Source organism: Marisediminitalea alba, from assembly GCF_002993365.1.
Classification (GTDB): domain Bacteria; phylum Pseudomonadota; class Gammaproteobacteria; order Enterobacterales; family Alteromonadaceae; genus Alteromonas; species Alteromonas alba.
Genome location: NZ_PVNP01000004.1, coordinates 1 through 21,174, shown reverse-complemented (window position 1 = coordinate 21,174; position 21,174 = coordinate 1). Strand labels below are relative to the sequence as shown.

Here is a 21,174-nt window from a genome sequence, read left to right as displayed (position 1 = left end):
TACTGTGAGGCCGATCTATACTTCAACCATCCCCCCGGGGGGGATGTAAACTTAAGCCGAGAGATTTCCTGATGCTCAATATTCTTTCTAATCGTATTTACCGCCACCTGTTTATGGCACAGGTTATCGCCCTTATCGGCACCGGTCTGGCGACCGTTGCGCTGGGGCTGTTAGCCTACGAGCTTGCAGGAGACAGGGCTGGTGCTGTCTTGGGTACCGCGCTGGCTATCAAAATGAGCGCCTACATTCTGGTTGCGCCCGTAGCTGCGGCCTTCGCCGACAAATTCCCGCGTCGCAGTATGCTGGTGACGCTGGATCTGGTTCGCGCCCTCGTGGCTATAGCGCTGCCATTTGTCACCCAGATCTGGGAAATCTATATCCTGATCTTCATTCTTCAGTCTGCCTCGGCGGCATTTACGCCAACCTTTCAGGCGACAATCCCGGAAATTCTTCCTGATGAACGCGAATATACCCGGGCGCTGTCTCTGTCACGGCTGGCCTACGATTTGGAAAGTGTTATCAGCCCCATGCTGGCGGCTGCGCTGCTGGCGGTCATGAGCTTCCATAACCTGTTTGCTGGGACGGCTGTGGGGTTTATCGCATCGGCTTTACTGGTTGTTTCTGTCAGATTGCCAAAGATGAAAGCGCTAACGGTAAAACGCAGCATCTATGACAAAACAACGCGAGGCATGCGTATTTTTCTGAAAACACCGAGACTACGCGGCCTGCTGGCTCTCAACATGGCCGTAGCAGCGGCGAGTGCGATGGTTATCGTCAATACTGTTGTTCTGGTTCAGGCTAACTTTGGTTTCTCACAACGGTCTACCGCCATTGCGCTGGCATGCTTCGGTATCGGATCCATGCTATCGGCTCTGATTCTACCCAGACTCCTCGACAAAATGAGTGACCGCATGCCGATGCTTGTAGGTACGTCGCTTTTAGTCATTGGCCTGGGATTGGGCATTCTCCTAAAAAATTATGTCACCTTGTTAGTGCTGTGGGCGCTGCTGGGGGTGGGTTATTCGCTTTCTCAGACGCCAAGTGGGCGCCTGCTGCGGCGCTCGTCAAAAGCTGAAGACAGACCGGCGCTGTTCGCCGCTCAGTTTGCGCTGTCACATTCATGCTGGCTGGTGACTTATCCGCTGGCAGGGTGGGTAGGCGCTACATGGGGAACTCAGGCTTCATTCATCGCTCTGACCATTGTGGCGGGGCTGTCGCTGGTTACTGCCGTACTCATCTGGCGGCCTGAGCATGAAATTTACATCCAGGTTCACAGCCACACAGCCCCAGATACAAACAATGAATCGACCCATGAGCATGATTTCGTGATTGATGATGAACACCCGTCATGGCCGAAGAAAGAGAAGTAATTTACCCATAATATGCAGCGTATAAGGAGAGGATAAGCCGATAAAAAGTGTGACCATAGCGTTGATACATATTATCTTATCCCCTCCACCCAGAGAGGACAGCCCCATGACCGTACACGCATCACACCCTGACATTATTAAAAGACTTAAGCGTGCCGCAGGGCACCTGAAAAGTACCATCCAGATGCTTGAAGATGAAAAAGCGTGTCTGGATATAGCCCAGCAGTTACAGGCTGTGGAAAAAGCTATAACGAATGCGAAGCGTACTTTAATTCACGACCACTTAGGTCACTGCCTGGAGGAGGCCCTTCATGCTGAACACTCCGAGTCTGATAGTTCGCTTAGCGAATTTAAAGAGATAACCAAGTATCTTTAAAGCTGGTGAAACATGACTGGTTTTTCACAGCAAGGTGTGGTTAATGCCTGTGTTGCTACATATGCCCCATCAGGGGGCTTTTTTATCTGACTCAGCAGCAATTAACCAGTACCTACCTGAAAGGATTTATTATATGAAAATAAAAAACTCCCTTTTTCTATATTAATCTTATTCCTGCCAGCCATTTCCGTCGAAAAATCGGAAATGAAAATGTCAAAAATGCACTCGTCAGCATAGTCACAGGAATATAAGGCGGACATGAATGACCTGCACGACAAAGTGATGTCTGCTGTTAATGAGTCCGATCCCGACAAGGCCTTTACAAGGAGTATGATAGGGAAGCTGTGATCAAGTCTGCCGCATGAGATAATGTCCGCTGCACACGATTGGGGACATAGAGATGGATCAGCAACTTACATTCGCGGACAGCGAGTTCAGCAACAAGCGCCGCCAGACCCGTAAAGAGAAGTTCCTTGGCCGGATGGACAAGCTGATCCCCTGGACGCGTCTCGAAAACGTCATCGAACCTCATTATCCCAAGCCCGGTAACGGCCGCCGTCCTTATCCGTTGTCTACTATGCTGCGGATTCAATGCATGCAACAGTGGTACAGCCTGAGTGATGAGGCGATGGAAGATGCGCTGTATGAGATTGCCTCCATGCGCCTGTTTGCCGGTCTGTCACTGGATAAGGCCATCCCCGATCATTCAACGATTCTGAAGTTCCGCCACCTGCTGGAACAACATGGCCTGGCACGCCAGATCTTCGACGAGGTCAATCAGTGGCTGTCCGAGGCTGGTGTGCTGATCAAGGAAGGTTCCCTGATCGATGCCACCATCATCGAGGCCCCCAGTTCAACTAAGAACCGCAGTGGCGAGCGCGATCCTGAGATGCACCAGACGAAGAAGGCACTTCGGGCTGAAAGCCCATATCGGCGTGGATGCCTGCACCGGTATCACGCACAGCTTCACCACTACGGCAGCCAATGAGCATGACCTAAACCAGGCAGAGCACCTGCTTCATGGTGATGAAGCGTTCATCTTTGCCGATGCGGGTTACCGAGGCGCCGAAAAGCGGGTAGAGCTTAAAGATGTCAGTGCAGACTGGCACATCGCCGAACAACCCGGGCAGCTGAAGACTCTGAAAAAGCATCCTCGCATCAATAAGGTCAGAATCCCCGCACCGAGTATCTGAAGGCCAGCCTGCGTGCCAAGGTTGAGCATCCGTTCCGGATCATCAAGTGCCAGTTCGGCTTTGTAAAAGCCCGTTACCGTGGTCTGAAGAAAAATGACGGCAAACTGGCGATGCTGTTCGCGCTGTCAAACCTCGTGCGCGTGGATCAGATGTTGCGAGCACAGGGTTAATCAGTCTGAAGTGCCTGAAAAGGCGCTGTCCGAAGGAAAACGCAGGATAATGACGTCTAAATGGGGCCCCAATTGCTACGGGTTCTGGTTGGGCAGAAGTGGAGGCTTAATTACAGGTTCCTTAGTCGATATAAAAATAAGTCAGGCTATTATCAGGGATAAAATAATATAAAAAAGTTAAAAACGGTAACTCCATAGTAGAGTTACCGTTTTAATAAAACTATTCTTTTGGTGGGAACCCAGCTTCACGTAAAGCCTCAGAAATCTGCTCTAAAGATATTGATGTTTGCACATCTACCTTACGTATTGGTGGGTTGGTTACGATTTTAGCCTCTGGATCCATATTCTGAATAACTTTAGTCACTGTTCGAGCGCAGCCACCGCATGTCATATTTTCTATATGTAATTGCATTTGTATATCCTATTTAGTTGTGGTGACCTTTAGGATAGAGTTTGCCACTGTTGTAAGGTCAAGCCCTATCGCCAAAGATTTTCGTGCTTATCCTCTTTGACTAAACGTTTCACCAGAGGTATCAACTTTTCGCCTTGAGGAAAAACTTCGCACAACCACATAAAACACAGGAGTAAGCAGTAAGCCAAAGAAGGTTACTCCAAGCATTCCCGAGAATACGGCAATACCCATAGCATGCCGCATTTCGGCACCAGCCCCACTAGCTAATAGCAAAGGTATAGCACCCGCAATAAACGCCAGAGATGTCATAAGAATCGGACGTAAACGCAAGCGAGCAGACTCAAGCACGGCCGCCAATGGTGATAGTCCTTCACTCTCCTTGGTTCGGGCAAACTCCACGATTAAGATTGCATTTTTCGCGGCCAGCCCCACCAAAACAACAAAACCAATCTGAGTAAAGATATTGTTATCACCATTAGAAATCCAGACTCCCCCAATTGCAGAAAATAGCGCCATCGGCGCAATCAGCAATACAGCAAATGGCAAAGACCAACTGTTATATTGTGCCGCCAAGATAAGGAAAGCAAAGAAAACAGCTAGAGGGAAGATATACAGTGCTGAATTACCCGCCAATTTTTCCTGATAAGTAAGGTCAGTCCATTCATATGCCATCCCTTCAGGTAAACTTTCCTTAACTATTTTCTCAATAGCATCAGTTGCCTGTCCCGAAGAATAACCTGGTGCTGTACCACCTGTAATATCTGCAGATGGGTACCCGTTATATCGCATCACACGGTCAGGTCCAGAAGTTCGCTTAATATTTATCAGAGCTGATAAAGGAATCATGTCACCTGCTGAGTTTCGCACCTTAAGCAACCCGATATCTTCTGCTTGCATACGGAATGGCGCATCGGCTTGGGTAATGACTCGATACGTCCGACCAAACCTATTAAAATCATTTACATAAAGCGATCCAAGATTCACCTGTAAAGTATCAAATATATCTGTTAGCGCAACCCCCTGAGATTTTGCTTTCACACGATCAATATCTACCTGAATCTGAGGCGAGTTAGTTTCAAAACTGGCCATCATCCCTGCCAACTCTGGAGTTTGCATAGCTTTAGCCATGATGACGTCCTGCACACGAGCAAGCTCTTCAAAACCTAATCCGGCCCGGTCTTCAATTTGAAGTTTAAATCCTCCCATACTCCCTAAACCAGGAACAGGTGGTGGGGGGAATATACCCACGAAACCATCAGGAATTTGACTAAATTTCCCCATCAGACTACCAGCAATAGCCTGAGCAGATAATGATGGATTTCGACGTTCTTTAAAAGGTTTCAACATAGTAAACATTAATGCTGAATTTGGCATGTTAGGGCCGTTTACCGATAAGCCAGGGAATGCAATCACACTTTCAACTCCAGGCTGAGATAAAGCAATCCTGGACATTTCCTTAACTACAGCTTCGGTTCGGTCGAGTGAAGCGCCGGAAGGAAGCTGAGCAATGCCAACAAGGTAATATTTATCCTGAGCAGGCACAAAACCACCAGGAACCTGTTTGAAGCCCAGGAAGGTCAGTGCCAGAAAACCAGCATACAGAATGAGTACAATTGTACTTCCGCGAACGATACGTCGAATCGTCCCAACATAGGAATTCGACAGGCTATCAAAGAAACGGTTAAAACGACGGAAAAAAGATCCGAAAAAACGATCCATTACACGAGTCAACAAATCTTGCTTCTCTATACCTTGATGTGGTTTCAGTAGTACGGAAGCTAATGCCGGAGACAATGTTAAGGAGTTGATAGCCGATAAAATCGTTGAGATAGCAATCGTCAATGCAAATTGACGATAGAATTCGCCCTGAAGCCCCGAGAGGAATGCTGATGGAATAAACACAGCTGCCAGTACTGAGGTAATAGCCAGAATTGGCCCCGTTACCTCGTCCATTGCTTTTCTTGCGGCGTCTTTTGGTGAGAGTCCTTTTGCAATATGGCGCTCAACGTTCTCAACCACAACGATTGCATCATCAACAACAATACCAATTGAAAGAACCAGACCAAATAAAGATAGCGTATTGAGTGAGAACCCAAATACATCCATTAATGCAAACGTACCCACTAATGAAATAGGCACTGCGATCAATGGGATGATTGATGCTCTCCATGTTTGCAAAAATAGCATCACGACCAGCACAACTAATATTGTGGCCTCTAATAAAGTCGTCGTGACAGATTTCAGGGAAGCACTAACAAACACGGTCGGATCATAAGCGATACTGTACTGAATACCTTCCGGAAACCTTACTTTCAGGCGTTCCATTGTTGACCTTACCGATGCAGACACCTCAAGTGCATTGGCGCCCGGGGTCATAACAATCTGCATACCCACTGCATTTTTATTATTTAGTAAACTCCTCATGGAGTAGTTATCTGAACCGAGTTCAAGACGAGCCACATCACGCAAGCGCGTAATTTGTCCGTCATCTCCGGTTTTAATAACTATATCGCCGAACTGTTCCTCAGTAGTTAGGCGCCCTAAGGCATTCACAGTGACCTGGAATGATGACGATGCATTAGGTTGCTGTCCGACAGAGCCAGCCGCTACCTGAACGTTTTGTTCTTTAATCGCAGCAGTGACATCACTTGATGTTAACCCTCTGGAAGCCACTTTATTAGGATCTAACCATACTCGCATGGCATATTCCCCTTCACCTCCCAGCGCTATGCTTGCGACACCTGGTAAGCGTGAAAGCTCATCACGTACGTTTAACATTGCATAGTTAGAAACATAAAGTGGATCATAACGCTCATCAGGAGAGAACAAATGCACCACCATAAGAATATCCGGCGAGGTTTTTTCAGTCACAACCCCTATTTGCTGGACTTCCGTTGGTAGCCGAGGCAAAGCCCGTGATACCCGATTCTGAACCTGAATTTGCGCAATATCGGGGTCAGTTCCCTGTCTGAAAGAGATGGTTAAAATCATTCGGCCGTCAGAAGCAGTTTGAGAACTCATGTAAAGCATGCCTTCAACCCCATTGATGGCTTGCTCAAGCGGGGCGGCAACAGTATCTGCTATTACATTGGGGTTTGCTCCGGGGTAGCTTGCCGTTACCTGAACGGTTGGCGGTGTTACGGACGGATATTCACTGAGAGGAAGTTGAAAAAACGCTAAAGAACCCGCTATCAGCATAAAAACTGATAAGACAATTGCAAATATGGGGCGCTGGATGAAGAAATGAGGAAATTTCATTTACTACCTCCCTCATTTTTGCCATTCGATTTTTTAGATGCACCTTCAGGCTGCCTCTCAGGTACGCTCAACAGCGTTTGCATCGATACGATGTCTGGCGTAACGGCCATCCCCGGTCGTACGAGCCCTTTTATGATAATTTTTTCCCCGGCCTTCAGACCGTCGCTGATAACACGTAATCCATCGACCATTGGCCCCAACACTATCGGGCGATACTGCGCCTTATTATTGGCATCAACAACAAGGACATACTTATTGCCCTGATCTGTGCCTACGGCTTGATCGTTTACCAAAATTACTTTTTGCTCACTACCAGTGCCTAACTGAACTCTGGCAAATGCTCCAGGAGTAAGAAGACCATCAGCATTCGGGATAATAGCCCGGACACGAACAGTGCCGGTATTACGATCAATTTGGTTGCCAACAAAATCAAGCGCCCCCCCGTGCGGATACCCCTTCTCATTTGCCAGACCTATATGTACGGGTAATTTTTCGTTGCTACGTCCGACAACATCAGGCCGAGCCTTACTGACAGTATTGAGATATGTCGCTTCATCAATATCAAAATAAACATATAAAGGGTCGGACGAAACGATTGTTGTCAATAGAGTCGCGGCCCCCCCCTGGCTGCTGCTAACCAAGTTACCTTCAGTTACTAAAATCCGATCGATACGGCCATCAATTGGCGCAGTCACACGCGAGTATGACAAATCCAGCTTTGCTTCGACTGCAGCCTTCGATACCTGAACCTGTGCAACGCGGGCATTTTTCTCAGAAGATGCATCATCATAGTCTTTACGCGAAACAGCACCTCCGTTTACCAGACGGCTAATACGCTCGTAATTGCGGCTTGCCTGGAACGCCTGAGCTTCTGCCTGTCGTAATTGCGCTTGTGCACTATCAAGCACAACCTGGTAGGGCCGCGGATCGATTTGAAATAACATCTGTCCTTTCTGAACCAGACTTCCCTCCGGCACCGTAACAGATTCGATTGCCCCTCCTACCCTGGGGCGTAGCTCCACTGTTTTAATAGCCGCTAAAGAACCGGTAAATTCAGCAGAAGGTATAATATTCCGTGATACGGCAACAGCCACGGGTACCTGTGGACCTGCAGGCGCATTTGCAGTTTTTTTTTGCGTTTCGCTTGCATCATCATTTGCAAGTACCACTTCTGTATTGGCTGTCACTGCAACTGCCATCAGCAATATCCCAACTTTCATTTTCATCATAACGATCCTTTCATTCACCAAAACTCTTCGGCCAGTCCGAAGTTGGCGTCTGTAGTAATACCAATTGTCTTAAAAGTTTGATCTAATAGTGGTATTCATATTCGAGTGATTTTGATATGCATACAGCCGACGACTTTAAACAATTAGCAAAGCAAACCTCCAACGGGCAACTGCGAACCCGCTATCTAGCTTTGTATCATTTCAAGAATGGGGAAACACGAACCCAGATAGCAACTTACCTTGGGGTTGCCAGAGGCAGTGTTAATACCTGGGTATCCAACTATCTGGCGCACGGACTTGAAGGTCTGCAATCCAAACCTAGTCCGGGTAGACCCTGTCAGCTCTCCGTCTCCCAGCGAGAACAGATCGCACATTTTATCAAAGAAAATGCGGTTAAAAAGGAGGGGGGGCGTTTGATTGCACAGGATGTACGACAATACATTAGCGACACCTTCCAAATCGATTATCAGTTGCGAAACGTATACCGCATCATGGATGCGCTCGGTTTCAGTTGGATAACCAGTCGCTCTAAACACCCTAAACAATCACAACAAACCCAGGACACTTTTAAAAAATTTCCTGCTGGAAACGATCCTTCACACTCCCGGTCATCTTCCTCTGGATCGCGTTGACGTCTGGTTTCAAGACGAAGCACGATTCGGTCAGCAAAATCAGACGTCCAGAATATGGGCAGCCAAGGGCAGCAGGCCAAGAGTAGTAAAGCAACAGCAATTCGATTATGGCTATGTCTTTGGGGCGGTGTGTCCGAGCAATGGTAATACTCAGGCGCTTATCAGCCCTCTTGTGAATAAAGAGGTGATGAAGCAGCATCTGAAATTAATAAGTGAAGCGACAGAGCCTGGGCGTCATGCCGTTGTTGTAATGGATGGCGCGGGCTGGCATACGATCGATACGGCCAGCCCATTTACCAATGTCAGTCTGTTAAAACTCCCACCTTATTCTCCGGAGCTGAACCCGATGGAGCAAGTATGGCAATGGTTACGGCAACGTTGCTTATCAAACCGCGTATTTCGAGGTTACGAAGAAATAGTGGAACAGGTCTCTCGCGCTTGGAATACATTCATTGCGGATGTTGAACGAGTCAAAAATCTCTGTTGGAGAGAGTGGATAAAGTTGGTCAATTAATTAATGCAATTGGTATAATTTCTTACAGGCTAAAGCTTGTAGTAACTGGAAGGTCAAGGGGGAGGATGATAAAAACTTAGAAAGATCGCACTGATAAAATTGATTAAATCGGCTATTGAGGTGAATTCGTACAAAAAATTGAAAATTGTTTAAAACATAATGTTATTCATAGAAAAAATCAGGCCACTGAAATGGCCTGATGTAAAGGATGCTAATAGCTAGTACTTACCTCAAGCATCAATCGTGATATCACCGGCAGGAATGCACTGACATGTCAAACATGCCCCCTCATCAGAGGGCTCCACACCATTCAGATGCTGTACGTTCCCTGCAATCACCCTAGTTGAACAGCTTTCACATTGTCCAACACGACAACCACTAGGCATTTGAATCCCAAGCTTTTCCCCAAAATTAAGTAGAGTACCTTTATCCGTGGTCCAAATCTCTGTTCTTCCTGATTTTGCAAAAATGACTTTATGACGTAATGAGGGATCATTATTTATTTTTGCTGGAGAACGAAATATCTCGTAGAAAATAGCAAATGCAGGTACACCTCTCTCCTGAAGCCCTCGCGATATCGCATCCATCATAGGCTGCGGACCACACATGTAATAACGAGCATTATTCTCAATAAGATATGCCTCGACATCTCCCGCACCAACGTAACCAGCTCTATCATAATCCAATCCTGGAATATCACAGTCGAGGGGCTGATTGTAGATATTAATTACTTTAAGCCTGTCAATAGACGCATTTAGCTCCGCAATTCTTTTCTTAAACGCATGTAGCCTACTATTTTGATTAGCATAGAAAAGCCAGATCTCCGGACCTTCCGCTTGGGGGTTAATAGACTCCAGATAGGAAATGAATGGAGTAATTCCAATACCGCCAGCAAAGATTACGACAGGCTGGACGGCATTGAGCGGGACAATGAAATTCCCCCCAGGAGGGGTAAGTTCAACATCCTTGCCTATCTGCAAATGCGTGTTTATGTAGGATGACATTATTCCTTCAACATACTCACCTTTCTCATCAGTCGCTTTCTGATGACGGACAGAAATGGAATAGGTTTTACGGTCATGAACAAACGCAGGGCCTGTCAGCGAATACGCCCGGGTAACGATCTCTTCAGAATCGCTCATCGGACAACAGCTAACAGTGATATGCTGGCCCGGTTCATAATCAGGTAAGTAGCCTTCACTGTTCGATTGGAAGGTAATTGTCGTAACATTATCTGCTTCTTTTTTCAGTTCAATGACTTTGAATGTTTTACGACCTTCCCAGGGGCGCCTTATCAGCTCAAAATCATTCAAGCGGCGAATGCGGCAGCGGAATGAACGCAAAGGTAAAGCACCGCTGACTGGATCATAGCTATCACCGCTGATTAAACTATTGTAATTGCTACTGTACTCACCTTTAACCGGGTATGAAGGTTTGCCAAAATCAGGACAAGCCTGCCACCACCCAAACTCAGCAATTACAGTTTCATGAGAGAGTTTGGCTTCCACTTTTGCTCTAAATCGAGCAAGACCTGCTCTCGTTTCAATTTCTACCCAATCCCCCGTCTTGATACCTTCTTCGTCAGCCAGAGTTGCCGAAATGTCTACCGTTGGATAAGGTGCTTTTTTTCGTAGGCTAGTCAGGCTTCGATGTTGGCTATGACAGAAGAATCCGCTTTTAACGGATGTCAGCATTAATGGATAATCAGGATCGTTGCGCTGGTATTCTTGCGGCTGTACATACTCAGGTAAAGGATTGTAACCATAGTGATGAAGGATCTCAGAGTAAAACTCTGCACGTTTTGTTTCTGTATTGAAACCTGCCAGATATCCACTATTTGGGTCTCTGAAAGCATATTTTCTGACTTTATGCTCAAGCGGGATATCGTAACCTTCTGGCTTATTTCTGAGCATCTCAACAGTCAAACCTAATGGTTCTAGTTGATAATTCCAGGCTGCCTCAATATTGCCGTCGAAGAACGCTTCATTCATTCCTAACCGGCATGCAAGATCGAAAACAATCTCAAGGTCGGAACGGCTTTCACCGCGCGGAGAGACCATTTTTTTTCTCAACTGAATGTGGTCCTGAGCAGCAGCACTACTTTCAAACCCGGTTCTTAGGCCTTCGCGCTCCCAGGCAGTGTTAACTGGCAGAAGGATATCAGCATACTTTGATGTAGGCGTTTCAAACAAATCTACATGGGCATAAAACTCAAGCGCCTCAAGCGCCTGTTGTCCGAGAGAAGTATCACTTTGTGAAAGTAATATGTTGGCACCAAAGCCAATTAACCCGCGAATTTTATAGGGTGTACCTTCTAATACTGAATGCCAGATATCCTGAGAATGAACCCAACCTTGTGAAGGCGGCCCGATAGGCCTTTCTTCAAGGCCTAATGCTTTATCCCATTGTGATTTAGGCATCAATGTCGGTGAATTAACCACATTTACCGGGTGGCTGGCATAGATTCGATTACATCCTTCCTGATCGAAACAACCGGTTAAAGCATACAGTGTCGCAATCGCACGTTCTGTTTGGGTGGCATTAGTGTGTTGAGCCACTCCAGACCAACTGTGGTAGGCGATTTTCTTGGCCCCGGCAATCAAACTCGCAGCGGCTTCAATTGACGCAACAGATACCCCGGTGATACGGCTTACGTTTTCTGGGTCATAATTAGCCAACATATCTTTAAAAGATGAAAACGCCGTTTGGCAGGAAATTTTTGCACCATCAGCTATTGCGACTTCAACATTGCCCTCAAGTGCAGCTGTAGGCATCAGCGTTTCTTCAGTTCGAGTCTCGGAATCGATAAATGTGACTTGCTGGTTGTGTTCGTCCCAAACTGTATAGCGATTACTGATGGCAAGTGGGTTAATATCTTTTTCCCGAAGAAAATAACCATTATCATTTCGAACCAACAAAGGACCATTAGTCCAGTTTCGAACAAACTCATGATTAAACAGGTTTCGTTCTACCAGGAGATGGCTTAACCCCAAAGCTAATGCACCGTCAGTTCCAGGATTGACATCAAGCCAGGCATTTGCTTCTTTCGCTAAGGGTGTCGGGCGAGGATCCACGACAATCAGTTTTGCGCCGTTATTTCGACCAGTACCAATCGCACTAGCCTGGGCAAGCCAAGTATTCGCGGGGTTATGCCCCCAAAGAAGAATAAGATCGGCATGGGAATAATCAGCAACAGGAATGCCGCAGCCAAAGGTCCATCGATGTGCAACGTCTTTATGCCAGTTACATATCTCAGTTCCATAGCTGGTATTTGGGCTGCCATAGATACGAACAAATCGCTCTAACCATTCAATTGCATCACTGAGGGGGGTACCGCTTGGGCTCGTAAAGCCGAAAGCGACAGATTCAGCTCCATCCTCTCGTTTAAATTTTTCCAGTTGTCCGGCTATCGTTGACATAGCCTCTTCCCAACTTATACGTTGCCAGCCCGGATCCTCTGCACCTTTAGGATGAGTTCTCTTCATCGGGTACAGAATTCTATTTGCGCTGTCCACCAGCTCAGGTGCCGCTTTCCCCTTCATACACATGGCCTTACCATTAGGGTGTTCAGGGTTAGCCCGTACCTTGATCAGGTGGTCATTTGCTACTTCACTCAGCGTCCCACACCGCGAACGGCAAAGTGTGCAATATCCGGGAATAATATCTGACATTGGAAACCTCACTACTAAAAACAGTTAATATTCTTTAAAAACCACATTGATTTCTTTTTACCCAAGAGTTACTAACCCAATTAATGTCATCTTGTTTTGTAGGCGTAATTTCAGTTGAAATTACTGTCATCTATGGATTGCGGCTAAGAAATTTCAGGACCAGAGTCTGATTTTTGTAAACCGTTAACATCTGCAAGATACAGTGCACTCAAAATAGGGCATTCAGGCTTATCATCCCCTGCACAGCAATCAGAAAGCGTTGTAAGTATTGATGCCATACGCTGAAATTCTTGAATTTTTCGCGTCAACTCGTTGATGTGTGACTCGACTAATTTTTTTACATCAGCACTCTGGCGCGAATGGTTCCCCCACAGACAGAGAAGTTCCCCTGTTTGTGCCAGAGAGAAACCTAATTCCCGACATCGGCGTATAAAATGTAATTTGTACACATCAATATCGCGGAACATCCGATACCCGGCTGCAGTTCTGGCTACTTCCGGTATTAATCCCGCCTCTTCATAATAGCGGATCATTTTTGCGGAAACTCCGGATAACCGGGCAGCATCACCAATGTTCATCCTTACCTCCCAAAATGTATTCTGTTGATACCAGATCCAGTTTCAAATGACGTCGTTTCCGGCGCTCTTACCTTGCATACGTAGTGATACGGTTACCGTCTGGCTCATCAATATTGAGTCGATATCCAGCCTAAACCTTCCTGTGGCGGTAAGGTCAAGAAAAAAGATCATCAAGATAAGCTGTATAAGAAACCAGATGTGACGAAAATACTCATCTCCCTTATGACCACATACTTAATGACTCAAAACACTCTTCTTTGGGTTTAGAAAGAATGCTATCTCTAGTGGAATCATTTTTATATTCGCCAACACTCACTAATTCCCATGATTCGACATCATTCAACAACGCAAGCATCAACTTATTATTTAATGCATGACCTGTTCTGGTCAAGTCCAACCGGACACTTTTCTAAAAGAAATTTCAAAATCAATCGGTGACTGATCAGCATTTGCCGAGTGCAGCCGTTCTACATTGTAATATTTCATATATTTCGCCACATCATCACGCATATGTTGACGAGTTGGCTGTGGTACTTTTAATAACCAATCGTGTTTCAAACTACCAAAAAATCGCTCCACAACAGCATTGTCCCAACACGCTCCCACGTCCCCCATGCTTGCTCGGCAGTCAAATTTGGTTAATAAGCGCCGATAGCCTTTGCTGGTATATTGAGAACCTCTATCGCTATGAAACACTAAGCCCTTTGGTGGTTTTCGCAAGCTGTAAGCCTTCAAAAATGCTTTCTCAACTAAGCTTCTCGTCATGCGCTTAGAGATATGCCAGCCGACGATTCTGCGAGAATACAAATCCATTACAACTGCAAGATATAACCAACCTTCGCCAGTTTTAAGATAACTCACATCACCTGCCCAGACTTGGTTTGGCCCTACAGGATTAAAATTCATATTAAGCAAATTATCAGCCACGCTATCACTGTGCTTACGCTTTGTGGTGACTTTATAAGCCAGACGTTGCGTGACCACCAGTTTCAATCGCGCCATTAACTTAATAGTGCGATAACGAGTAATGCTAAACCCTTCTTTGCGTAGCGCTTTAGCTAACTCTCTACTACCTAGACTGTTTCGACTGGCTTTGAATAATGCTTTAGCTCGACGAAATAGCTCTAGAGTGTCAGCAGTGATAAGTTCACCTGGTTTTTTAAGCCAAACGTAATACGCTGACGAACTAACCTGCATCACTTTACACGCCATCGAAATAGGATATTTCGACTTAAGAGTATTGATAAATGAATACCTTACTTCATTTCTTTCGCAAAGAAGGCGCTGGCCTTTTTTAGTATTTCGCGCTCCATCAATAAGCGTTTATTCTCTTTGCGTAACAGCATAAGTTCGGTGCGTTCATCTACAGATAATGTATCGCCTTGAGTTAGCTTTTTGTGTTTAGCCACCCAGTTATAAAGAATTTTATCTGTAATACCTAAAGACGCTGCCGCTTGCACTATCGTGTAATTTTGTTCAAGAACCAAAGCGACAGCTTCTTGTTTAAAATCATCTGGATATTGTTTATTTATTCGTTTAGTCATATTCACCTCAATAATGGCATTATTATATTCCTTTATTGAAGTGTCCGGCTAATTCAACCACAACAACCTGACTTATAAGCATGGTAGGCGCCAATAATATTATGGCCTGATACGAAGAGGTCTCCAATCGCATCCAGTGTTTTATGTCGCACAAGTTCGTTGTTAAATCGCAGACCTTCCGGGTTCAGAACGCTATATTCATCAAGACCTATCGCATTATTCAAACTTGCCCCTAACCCAAGACCTTTTTGTTGTAGAAGTTCTACATCACGAACAAATCCAAAAGTTCTGGCATCAGCAATCTCGCCAATATAGTTTTCTTTCGACACTTCAATATTTAATCTATTGGTCTCAGCAGAAATCAAGGGATGCTTAAAATCAATCATAAAATCGATCGAGAACTTAGAGTCTGGATGCAAAAGAGCCCATTTGTCGCCATCTTTTACGGAAACCGTTTTTTTTATCAGCAGATATTTTTTTAGCGCACACTGCTCTATCAAACCAGCGTGCATTATTGAATATATGAATCCTCTGGCACTCCCATCGAGAATGGGAAGTTCTGGAGCATCGAGCTCCACCAAGAGGTTATCAAGTCCCATGCTGGACACCGCAGAGAGGAAATGTTCGATTGTTGAAACTCGAACTCCCTGAGGGTTGATAATGCTTGTTGCCAGCATAGTGTCATGAATCTGATCGGCACGGAGCTGAATATCAACAACAGGAGTTACATCTGTTCTACGGAACCGTATGCCACTATTGGCACCAGCAGGCATGATTTTCATGTTAACGGTTTTACCGCTATGCAAGCCAATACCGTTTAACTCAACAATATTCTTGATAGTTTTTTGCTTGATCATGGAGACCTCTATTTGCTCTAGCGACTAGGCAGAACGTCTGCAACAAGGCTCCATTAATGATTCCCCCTATTGCCCTGTTCATCGTCCTCGCTACTCTCGACTTGGTTCCATTAAAAACCCTAAAGTTGATATAGGGTCAAGCTTTTATACGATATACACATGAAGCATCTTGCACGAGTCGCACTGACTGACCCGAGTTAGTTACCATCATATTCCTTATGGTTGAGACCATATGGAAATCAGTGAATTAAAAATATTTATTCATCCAAAACACAAATGGTTTTAAGAAAACCTAACCCCCTTCTTGTAAAATTATTCAAGATAGTCAAGTATATTTTTTATATTGTCAATTAGGGCCACATGCAGGTCAGGGTCATCACATTCATCTGAATGGCAATAGGAAATATGTTGAAGTATAATTCTTTTTTTGAATTCGCTAACGGTGCACTCCAACTCATACACCGACCGTACGATATCAATACAAGGTTCATCATCGATTAAAAAATCCTGCATTTTATTATATTTATCAGCCAGCTCTTCTATCATAGGAATCAATACGGGGTCATTAACTAACATTGGCATATCTCTCCTCATCGTCTGAAAGTAAAGATGGACACAGCGCTGATAAATCCCAACTCCCTTGCTTACGGTACCGACCGGGAGGAAGATGAAACTTGTTTTTGAAAGCTCTCGTGAAAGTTTGTTGCGAATCAAAACCATACTGAAGAGCAATGTCCAGAACTGTTCTGGAAGTTAGTTTCAGATCGATGGCAGCGCAGGATAATCGACGAGAGCGAACATATTCACCCCGCGCAATGCCGGTCGCCTGTTTAAATAAACGTTGAAAATGCCATCGTGAATAACCAGATTTTTCAGCAATGATTTCTACTGGCAAGGTTTTATTCAATGAACATTCAACCCACTGTACAATATCTTCGACAACACTTTCAGAATATTTTTTGGTGTCCATCCGCTCCCCCTCAAACCATATTCGATAAATATGTTCAAACCAGAATACGGTCTCTGAGTCTGTCGTCCATGAAGAACTCAGAGACCCAACTCTTTATTTTCGTAATAATCTCAGGCCATTTGCCACAACCAGAAGACTGGCACCAACATCAGCAAATACAGCCATCCACATGGTTCCCATTCCCATGAGCGTGAGTACAAGGAATACGGCTTTAATACCTAGAGCGAGGCTGATATTTTGTACAAGTAAGCTGTACGTTTGTCGGGACAATTTCACAAAGGCTGGTATTTTACGCAGGTCATCATCCATTAAAGCTACATCTGCAGTTTCAATCGCCGTATCAGTACCCATTGCTCCCATAGCAAAACCGATATCAGCTGCAGCCAGAGCCGGTGCATCATTGATACCATCACCAACCATCCCAGTGATTCCAATCCGTGAATGCTCTTCAACTGCACGATGTTTATCTTCTGGCAATTGATTCCCTCGAGCCTCATCAATTCCAACCTGAGATGCGATTGCTTTAGCTGTATGTGGGTTATCACCAGTCAGCATAATAGTTTTAACGCCAAGTTCATGAAGTTGTTCAATCGCTTCACGACTGCTGTTTTTAACAGTATCAGCAACAGCGAACAGCCCAAGCACTTGCTTACCATCATTGAGTAAAATAACTGTTTTACCCTGGCTTTCCAGCCTTTGTACTGTTGCTTTAATCTCTGATGGACAATTAAAGTGTTCTTCTGTCAAACGCAGGTTTCCAAGGTAAAAATCCTTACCTGTAATTACGCCATGCACACCTCGCCCAACAATCGCTTCAAAGCTGTCAACATCCTGCTTTTTCAAATCAGCAGAAGCATTCACAATTGCCAGTGAAACAGGGTGATCAGAGTAACTAGCGAGACTAGCTGCAGTAGTACGAACTTCACGCTCGCTCCATCCATTGAATACCATTACGTCGGTTTGTACTGGTTTCCCATGGGTAATAGTTCCTGTTTTATCCAGCGCAAGGGCTTTTAGCTTACGTCCCTGCTCAAGATAAACACCGCCTTTAATGAGAATCCCTTTGCGAGCAGCTGCAGTAAGTCCACTGACAATCGTTACTGGCGTAGAAATAACCAGGGCACATGGACACGCTATGACAAGCATAACTAAAGCTTTATAGATCCACTCCTGCCATGTTCCTGCCCCAAACAATGGTGGCAATACAGCAACCGCAACAGCAATACCCATAACGACTGGGGTATAAATCTGGGAAAAGCGGTCAACAAAACGTTGTGTAGCTGCTTTGGCACCTTGCGCCTGCTCAACAGCATGAATGATTCGCGCAAGGGTTGTATTATTTGCAGCTGCAGTGACTTTATATTCAAAAGAGCCTGACTGATTTATTGTTCCAGCAAATACTGTATCGCCCGCGATTTTATCGACAGGCATACTTTCACCTGTAATTGGAGCCTGGTTAATGGTGGTTTGACCTTTGACGATTTCTCCGTCGAGACCAATTCGTTCACCTGGTTTTACCCTAACAATACTGCCCGGTTGTACGCTACTGGCGTCAACTTCCTGCCATGTTCCATCAGCTTGTTGGACCATTGCAGTTTCAGGAGTCAGGTTCATCAGTGAACCTATTGCATTTCTGGCTCTATCGAGTGATTTGGCTTCTATTAGTTCAGCAATGGTGAATAACACCATAACCATCGCCGCTTCTGGCCACTGCCCAAGGACCAAAGCCCCAGTAACGGCAATACTCATTAGTGCATTGATATTCAAGTTGCCATTGCGAATCGAAATCCAACCTTTTTGGTAGGTTGTCAGACCACAAGAAAGCACTGCTATCAAAGCCAACCCAGCTTCGAGCCAGTCAGGCATATCAGCCCAGTGCATCACTTCGGCTGCAAGAGCAGCTACGCCAGCCAGAGCTAATGGCCACCAGGGCTTTTTTTTCTCCTGGGTATTTTTCTTGCCGCTAGTATTATCCGAAACTTCTGGCTCGAATCCCAACGAGCGAATTGCAGCCATGATCGCTTCAAGCGAATCCGGTGTATGAGTTACAGTCAAAACACGCTGCATCAGGTTGAAATCAAGCTCTTTAACAGAGCTCATTCCACCCAGTTTCTTTTTGATAAGATTTTCTTCAACAGGACAATCCATCTGCATAATGCGAATTTCTGTCCGTAATCCACCAGCCACAACCTGCGAGCCCCCCAGGCTACTCAATTGTTCTGGAGCCGCGGAGCAACAATCCCCCTCATGGCCGTGATCGTGGCCTTCATGAGAATGCTCTTGCGCGGCATGATCATGGTTACATCCCTTATGATTATGCTCATCATGCGAATGCCCTTCGCCGCCATGACTATGGGCATCATGATTATGGCCTTCATGGGAATGGTCATCACTGCATTTATTGTGATTATGAGCCTTCTGATCATGTGCATGATCATTTGCTTTATGTGATTCACCAGTATTCTTAACCCGGAGTCCTGTCCCTAAATTGAACGTTTCACAGCAACTAGCCGCTTCGTCTCCTGCAGGGGTTTTGCTATTTTTTACACCACCACTCATTTTCATTTCCTCATCTGCTAACTATACTGACTATTAAAGACCCTGATCTAACTACAGGGTCAAGTGCATAAGGGGGGATGCATGAAAATTGGTGAATTGGCCCGTAAGGCGGGTTGTCCGGTGGAAACTATTCGGTACTATGAGAAAAAAGGATTACTTCAAGCTCCATTAAGAGATATTGAAAATAACTACCGCTGTTACAACAATACTCATCTGGAAAAGTTGTTATTTATCCGACGCTGCCGCTCTCTTGATATGACTCATGAGGAAATACGTGCATTGCTACTGGCAATTAATAATCGCGGTAAAGACTGTGGCCCCATTGATGCAATAATCAGTGCCCATCTCACGCATGTTCAGCATCGTATTAAAGAGCTATTAGCCCTGGAAACACAACTAAAAGAACTTAATGGCTATTGCAGCTCAGACCGGAGCGTGGACGAATGCGGGATAGTACAGAAATTGACTGCTGATGAAGAGAATGGTGATCTTCCTTTAACCGTACCAACTGACCACTTGGGGGGGGTGCATTAGTGGTGTGCGCTTATAAGTTGATTAGACTGATGGCGTAACACTAGCCCATACAGCTTTGTGCTACGCCATCATGCCCTTAAAATAAGGGGTCGGGCTTTTTCCATTTCGTTACCACGAGAACTACGTTGCACCGCCCCTTCTCTCTTACCGGGATGGCTTTTAGCATCAGCGGTCATTAATGTCTGGTATTGGGCATTCAAATCGCTCATCCCCAGCACAGCTTTTGAACAGAGCTCTGAGTGTATATGCCATTCGTTGCATATTTTCCATACGTCGCTCTAAATCATCCATATGCTCTTGTGCCAGACGTTTAACATCGGCGCTCTGGCGAGATTTGTCATTCCATAACTTGAGCAAATCGGCTATCTATTCAAGAGAAAAACCAAGGTCACGCGCACTGCGGATAAAAATCAGACGGTGGACATCATTGGGTGCATAATCACGGTAGCCTGCTTCGGTACGACCTATAGCAGGAATCAGACCAATTTGCTCGTAATAGCGAATCATCTTTGCGAAGATTCCTGATTCGTTCGATGCTTTACCAATGTTCATAACTCCCCTTTATCTTAGTGCTCAGAGTCTTCTGCCAGCGGAGTCTGGAACCGACGCAAACGAAGTGCGTTGCCCAGAACAAATACACTGGATAGCGCCATCGCGCCTGCAGCAAAGATTGGCGAAAGCAGCAATCCATAGGCAGGGTACAGCAAGCCTGCTGCTACAGGGATCAATGCGGCATTATATCCAAACGCCCAAAAAAGATTTTGCCTGATGTTACCTATTGTTGCCTTAGACAATCCAATAGCATTAGGCACACCCTGTAGGTTGCCGGACATTAAGACAACATCAGCAGATTCCACCGCTATATCGGTACCTGTACCAATTGCAAGCCCAATATCTGCCACAGCTAAAGCTGGGGCATCATTAATGCCATCACCAACATAAGCGACCTTACCGTAAGACTCCTTCAACCGACGAACTGCTTCAACTTTCCCTTCTGGCAACACTTCGGCAACCACTTCATCAATACCCAGCTGTCTCGCTATCGCATTTGCTGTATTGGCATTGTCACCTGTAATCATTGCGACTTTGAGCCCCAGTTGGTGCAATGCATTTATGGCAATCGGCGTACTTGATTTAATAGGGTCAGCGACTGCGATAATGGCTGCCAGACGTCCATCGATAGCAACATAGAGTGGAGATTTCCCTTCGTTTCCAAGGCGTATCGCAGTCTTTGAAAAATATTCGATGTCCAAGCCTAACTCACGCATAAATCGATCAGCCCCAATCTCTACGCGCTCTCCGTCTAC

At 45.5% G+C, this 21,174-nt stretch carries 17 protein-coding genes and 1 pseudogene; 5 read left to right on the top strand and 13 right to left on the bottom strand.

All coding sequences use genetic code 11. The features are described from left to right. The first annotated feature begins 71 nt into the window (after positions 1-71). The 3 genes and pseudogenes from ncrA (at position 72) to C6Y40_RS00725 (ending at position 3,109) form a co-directional block, all read left to right on the top strand. Positions 72-1,370: an MFS transporter gene (ncrA, locus tag C6Y40_RS00740; protein WP_088585970.1), complete on the top strand. Its 1,299-nt coding sequence runs from the start codon at positions 72-74 to the stop codon at positions 1,368-1,370. Between the two features lie 106 nt (positions 1,371-1,476). Beyond that, positions 1,477-1,746, top strand: coding sequence for a metal-sensing transcriptional repressor (locus C6Y40_RS00735; protein ID WP_088585971.1), 270 nt, complete (start codon positions 1,477-1,479; stop codon positions 1,744-1,746). A gap of 400 nt (positions 1,747-2,146) precedes the next feature. Further along, positions 2,147-3,109, top strand: a pseudogene (locus C6Y40_RS00725) (IS5 family transposase). 220 nt (positions 3,110-3,329) lie between these two features. Here the strand turns inward: C6Y40_RS00725 and C6Y40_RS00720 are convergent. The 3 genes from C6Y40_RS00720 to C6Y40_RS00710 all read right to left on the bottom strand — a co-directional run bounded on the left by C6Y40_RS00720 (position 3,330) and on the right by C6Y40_RS00710 (position 8,008). Then, complete coding sequence (locus tag C6Y40_RS00720; RefSeq protein WP_088585972.1) at positions 3,330-3,521, bottom strand: heavy-metal-associated domain-containing protein; 192 nt, start codon at positions 3,519-3,521, stop codon at positions 3,330-3,332. Between the two features lie 87 nt (positions 3,522-3,608). Then, positions 3,609-6,779 (bottom strand): efflux RND transporter permease subunit, encoded by a 3,171-nt coding sequence (locus tag C6Y40_RS00715; RefSeq protein ID WP_088585973.1) that lies wholly within the window; start codon positions 6,777-6,779, stop codon positions 3,609-3,611. Next, positions 6,776-8,008 (bottom strand): efflux RND transporter periplasmic adaptor subunit, encoded by a 1,233-nt coding sequence (locus C6Y40_RS00710; protein ID WP_240621803.1) that lies wholly within the window; start codon positions 8,006-8,008, stop codon positions 6,776-6,778. Before C6Y40_RS00710 ends, C6Y40_RS00715 begins: the two co-directional genes overlap by 4 nt. Positions 8,009-8,124: 116 nt before the next feature. Between C6Y40_RS00710 and C6Y40_RS00705 the strand changes: the two genes are divergently transcribed. Then, positions 8,125-9,154 (top strand): IS630 family transposase gene (locus tag C6Y40_RS00705; protein ID WP_161789755.1). Its coding sequence is split into 2 segments (ribosomal slippage): positions 8,125-8,579 and positions 8,578-9,154, totalling 1,032 coding nucleotides; the frame shifts between segments, so codons are not numbered across the junction. A gap of 230 nt (positions 9,155-9,384) precedes the next feature. Here C6Y40_RS00705 and C6Y40_RS00700 read toward each other — a convergent pair. The 7 genes from C6Y40_RS00700 to C6Y40_RS00665 form a co-directional block, all read right to left on the bottom strand. Beyond that, a complete protein-coding gene (locus C6Y40_RS00700; protein ID WP_073661981.1) occupies positions 9,385-12,825 on the bottom strand; it encodes a molybdopterin-dependent oxidoreductase in 3,441 nt (1,146 codons plus the stop codon). A gap of 143 nt (positions 12,826-12,968) precedes the next feature. Further along, positions 12,969-13,403 carry a Cu(I)-responsive transcriptional regulator gene (gene cueR, locus C6Y40_RS00695; protein WP_088585976.1) on the bottom strand — a complete coding sequence of 145 codons (435 nt, stop codon included), beginning with the start codon at positions 13,401-13,403 and terminating at the stop codon, positions 12,969-12,971. 387 nt (positions 13,404-13,790) lie between these two features. Then, a protein-coding gene (locus C6Y40_RS00685) for an IS3 family transposase (RefSeq protein ID WP_170308378.1) occupies positions 13,791-14,947 on the bottom strand; the annotation gives its coding sequence in 2 pieces (ribosomal slippage) (positions 13,791-14,701 and positions 14,701-14,947; 1,158 coding nt in all). A 53-nt stretch (positions 14,948-15,000) separates the two neighbouring features. Beyond that, a complete protein-coding gene (gene lpxC / locus C6Y40_RS00680; RefSeq protein ID WP_170308377.1) occupies positions 15,001-15,804 on the bottom strand; it encodes a UDP-3-O-acyl-N-acetylglucosamine deacetylase in 804 nt (267 codons plus the stop codon). Between the two features lie 312 nt (positions 15,805-16,116). Then, positions 16,117-16,380 carry a hypothetical protein gene (locus C6Y40_RS00675; RefSeq protein ID WP_088585978.1) on the bottom strand — a complete coding sequence of 88 codons (264 nt, stop codon included), beginning with the start codon at positions 16,378-16,380 and terminating at the stop codon, positions 16,117-16,119. Further along, positions 16,370-16,774 (bottom strand): helix-turn-helix domain-containing protein, encoded by a 405-nt coding sequence (locus C6Y40_RS00670; protein WP_088585979.1) that lies wholly within the window; start codon positions 16,772-16,774, stop codon positions 16,370-16,372. Before C6Y40_RS00670 ends, C6Y40_RS00675 begins: the two co-directional genes overlap by 11 nt. Positions 16,775-16,867: 93 nt before the next feature. Continuing rightward, on the bottom strand, positions 16,868-19,333 hold the full coding sequence (locus tag C6Y40_RS00665) for a heavy metal translocating P-type ATPase (RefSeq protein WP_088585980.1): 2,466 nt from the start codon (positions 19,331-19,333) through the stop codon (positions 16,868-16,870). A gap of 81 nt (positions 19,334-19,414) precedes the next feature. Between C6Y40_RS00665 and C6Y40_RS00660 the strand changes: the two genes are divergently transcribed. Next, positions 19,415-19,867: a Cd(II)/Pb(II)-responsive transcriptional regulator gene (locus tag C6Y40_RS00660; protein WP_105932867.1), complete on the top strand. Its 453-nt coding sequence runs from the start codon at positions 19,415-19,417 to the stop codon at positions 19,865-19,867. Positions 19,868-20,032: 165 nt separating this feature from the next. On the opposite strand, the gene C6Y40_RS25655 is transcribed toward C6Y40_RS00660, so the two are convergent. The 3 genes from C6Y40_RS25655 to C6Y40_RS00650 all read right to left on the bottom strand — a co-directional run. Continuing rightward, positions 20,033-20,224, bottom strand: coding sequence for a MerR family DNA-binding protein (locus C6Y40_RS25655; protein ID WP_276309500.1), 192 nt, complete (start codon positions 20,222-20,224; stop codon positions 20,033-20,035). Between the two features lie 9 nt (positions 20,225-20,233). Further along, the gene (locus C6Y40_RS25650) at positions 20,234-20,419 is read right to left on the bottom strand and encodes a MerR family DNA-binding transcriptional regulator (RefSeq protein ID WP_276309499.1); all 186 of its coding nucleotides are present in this window, start codon (positions 20,417-20,419) and stop codon (positions 20,234-20,236) included. A 14-nt stretch (positions 20,420-20,433) separates the two neighbouring features. Continuing rightward, positions 20,434-21,174: HAD-IC family P-type ATPase (locus C6Y40_RS00650; RefSeq protein ID WP_146129462.1), on the bottom strand; the 741-nt coding region annotated here is incomplete at its 5' end.

Excerpts from the sequence above, each read along its gene's own strand:
- ncrA (WP_088585970.1), top strand. The coding sequence starts at position 72 with ATGCTCAATATTCTTTCTAATCGTATTTACCGCCACCTGTTTATGGCA.
- C6Y40_RS00735 (WP_088585971.1), top strand. The coding sequence starts at position 1,477 with ATGACCGTACACGCATCACACCCTGACATTATTAAAAGACTTAAGCGT.
- C6Y40_RS00720 (WP_088585972.1), bottom strand. The coding sequence starts at position 3,521 with ATGCAATTACATATAGAAAATATGACATGCGGTGGCTGCGCTCGAACA.
- C6Y40_RS00715 (WP_088585973.1), bottom strand. The coding sequence starts at position 6,779 with ATGAAATTTCCTCATTTCTTCATCCAGCGCCCCATATTTGCAATTGTC.
- C6Y40_RS00710 (WP_240621803.1), bottom strand. The coding sequence starts at position 8,008 with ATGATGAAAATGAAAGTTGGGATATTGCTGATGGCAGTTGCAGTGACA.
- C6Y40_RS00700 (WP_073661981.1), bottom strand. The coding sequence starts at position 12,825 with ATGTCAGATATTATTCCCGGATATTGCACACTTTGCCGTTCGCGGTGT.
- cueR (WP_088585976.1), bottom strand. The coding sequence starts at position 13,403 with ATGAACATTGGTGATGCTGCCCGGTTATCCGGAGTTTCCGCAAAAATG.
- lpxC (WP_170308377.1), bottom strand. The coding sequence starts at position 15,804 with ATGATCAAGCAAAAAACTATCAAGAATATTGTTGAGTTAAACGGTATT.
- C6Y40_RS00675 (WP_088585978.1), bottom strand. The coding sequence starts at position 16,380 with ATGTTAGTTAATGACCCCGTATTGATTCCTATGATAGAAGAGCTGGCT.
- C6Y40_RS00670 (WP_088585979.1), bottom strand. The coding sequence starts at position 16,774 with ATGGACACCAAAAAATATTCTGAAAGTGTTGTCGAAGATATTGTACAG.
- C6Y40_RS00665 (WP_088585980.1), bottom strand. The coding sequence starts at position 19,333 with ATGAGTGGTGGTGTAAAAAATAGCAAAACCCCTGCAGGAGACGAAGCG.
- C6Y40_RS00660 (WP_105932867.1), top strand. The coding sequence starts at position 19,415 with ATGAAAATTGGTGAATTGGCCCGTAAGGCGGGTTGTCCGGTGGAAACT.
- C6Y40_RS25650 (WP_276309499.1), bottom strand. The coding sequence starts at position 20,419 with ATGAACATTGGTAAAGCATCGAACGAATCAGGAATCTTCGCAAAGATG.